Source organism: Nocardia sp. NPDC060220 (genome assembly GCF_042727815.1).
GTDB lineage: Bacteria > Actinomycetota > Actinomycetes > Mycobacteriales > Mycobacteriaceae > Nocardia.
In genome coordinates this window covers 1-2,671 of record NZ_JBHWZY010000902.1, presented here as the reverse complement: position 1 = coordinate 2,671, position 2,671 = coordinate 1, and the positions used below count along the sequence as shown (strand labels likewise).

2 protein-coding genes are annotated in these 2,671 nt (G+C 69.6%); one reads left to right on the top strand and one right to left on the bottom strand.

The window, feature by feature from the left end:
• The coding region (locus ACFWF3_RS31470) for a hypothetical protein (protein ID WP_379317396.1) at positions 1 to 146 on the bottom strand (146 nt) is incomplete at its 3' end.
• Between ACFWF3_RS31470 and ACFWF3_RS31465 the strand changes: the two genes are divergently transcribed.
• The coding region (locus ACFWF3_RS31465; protein ID WP_379317394.1) for an ABC transporter ATP-binding protein at positions 139 to 2,671 on the top strand (2,533 nt) is incomplete at its 3' end. The two genes, ACFWF3_RS31470 and ACFWF3_RS31465, sit on opposite strands and share 8 nt — an antisense overlap.

The following is a 2,671-nucleotide window of genomic DNA, read 5'->3' as shown; positions in this document are numbered from 1 at the left end:
AGCTTCTGCGCGATGCCGTAGACATTGCGGGCGTCGGAGCCCTTCATGCCGTGCACGCGGTAGTTGTCCTCGGTGCCGGTCTCGTACGTCGTGCCGGCCTCACGCGCCTCGACGTAGATACGGCCCAGACCCGGCTCGGTGATCATCGTGGGCGGGGTGCTCGCCGCGCACGGCGCGATCGGCATCGGCACCTTCCTCGCGTTCACCGCCTACCTCGCCACCATGACGTCCTCGGCCCGCACGATCACCTCGGTGGTGATCATGGGTCAGCTCACCAAGGCCGCCGTCGATCGGGTCTTCGGGGTGATCGACGCGGCGCCGATACTCGTCGATCCAGCGGACCCCACCGAGCTGCCGCCGGGACCACTCGGGATCGAATTCGATGCTGTCGGTTTCGGTTTCGAACCGGATCAACCGGTGTTGCAGGAACTCGATCTCACCGTGCGCCCGGGCGAGACGGTGGCGGTGATCGGCCCGGCGGGCTCGGGCAAGTCCACGCTCTCGCTGCTGCTCCCCCGCTTCTACGCACCCGATACGGGCCGGATCAACCTCGTCGGCGCCGACGGCACCCGCGTCGACCTGGCCGACCTGCGCGCCGACGAGCTGCGCGGCGCGGTCGGTGTCGTCTTCGACGATCCGTTCCTGTTCTCCGACACCATCGCCGCCAACATCGCGCTCGGCAGGCCCGACGCCACCGACGCGGAGATCGCGGCGGCCGCGAGGGCCGCCGCCGCGGACGAGTTCATCGCCGCACTGCCGGAGGGCTACGACACCGTCATCGGCGAACGCGGGCTGACGCTCTCGGGCGGTCAACGCCAGCGCATCGCCCTGGCCAGGGTGCTGCTCACCCGTCCCCGCGTGCTGGTGCTCGACGACGCCACCTCCGCGGTGGACGCCGTCACCGAAGCCGAGATCTTCCGTCGCCTGCCCGATCCGGGCGGGCGGACCACGTTGATCCTGGCGCACCGCGAATCGACGCTGGCCCAGGCCGACCGTGTCATCCGGCTGCCCGCACCCACCGGTTCGGTGGTGCCGACGGCCGCCGACCCGACCACCCCGCGCGACGACGCGGGCAGACCCCGATCCATGGCGTCGGCGTCGACCGACCTCAGCGAAACGCCGGAGCTGCGCGCCGCGGTCGACGCATTGCCACCGGCCACCGAAGACCCCGCCCTGCCCGGCGACCTGCGCGCACCTCAACCCGACTTCGGCCTGCGCGCACTGCTGCGCCCGGTCCGCGGCCTGGTGTGTGTGGTCGTCCTGTTGCTCGTCGTAGACGCGCTGGTCGGGATCGCCTTCCCGCCGCTGGTCCGCTATGCCATCGACACCGGTGTCACCGCCGGCGACGACACCGCGCTGCTCGTCTCGGCGGTGATCGGGATCGGTCTGGTGCTGGTCGGTCTGGTGGTCGGCGCCGTGGTCACCGTTCTCACCGCGCGCACGGGCGAGCGCGTGCTGTTCGGTCTGCGGGTGCGTAGTTACGCCCAGTTGCAGCGGCTCGGCCTGGACTTCTACGAGCGTGAACTGTCCGGCCGCATCATGACCAGGATGACCACCGACGTCGACGCGCTGTCGACGTTCCTGCAGACCGGGGTCGCCACCGGGCTGGTCGCGCTGATCACTCTGATCGGCGTCGCCCTCGGGCTGTTCCTCATCGATGCGGGGCTGGCCGTGGTGGTGCTGATCGCCGTCGCGCCGATGCTGCTGGCCACCCTCGCTTTCCGGCGGGTGTCCTCGGTCGCCTACACCGTCTCGCGCGAACGGGTCTCGGTGGTCAACGCCGGATTCCAGGAGAACATCGCGGGCCTGCGCGCCGTGCAGGCCGCCCGCTACGAGCCTGCCGCCGCGCGGCGTTTCGCCGAATACTCCCACCGCTATCGCGATGCCAGGATCCGCGCCCAGCGCGCGATCGCGGCCTACTTCTCCTTCGGCCTCGCCTGGGCCGACGTGGCCTTGGCCGTGGTGGTCTATCTGGGCGCCAACGCCGTCGCCGACGGGCGCACGTCCACCGGAACGCTCGTCGCGTTCGTGCTCTACCTCGGTCTGCTGTTCAGTCCCATCCAGGATCTGTCCCAGGTCTTCGACGGCTACCAGCAGGCCAGGGTCGGACTCCGGCGCATCGGCGACCTGCTGCGCACCACGTCGTCGATCGCCGCCGACCCACCCGACGCGATATCTGTCGATCGCCTGCGCGGTGAGATCAGCTTCGACGACGTTCACTTCCGCTACCCCGGTGCGAGCGCCCCCGCCCTCGACGGCGTCACCTTCACCGTTGCGCCCGGCGCGACGCTGGCACTGGTGGGCCCGACCGGCGCGGGCAAGTCGACGATCGTGAAGCTGCTGGCCCGTCTCTACGACCTCCCGCCCGATCCGGCGGCGGGCGCGATCCGGGTCGACGGTGTAGATCTGCGTAAATATGTCCTCACCGAGTACCGGACGCGGCTGGGAATTGTGCCCCAGGAAGTTCACTTGTTCACCGGCGACGTGGCGAGCAACATTGCATTCGGGCAAACATTTGCCACATCGGTGGACATCGCGATCGCGGCCGACACCGTCGGGGCGTCGGAAATGATCAATGGTTTACCTCGAAAAATGCATCATCCGGTCGGTGAACGCGGCCGCGGGCTGTCCGCCGGACAGCGCCAGCTGATCGCCTTGGCCAGGGCCGAAC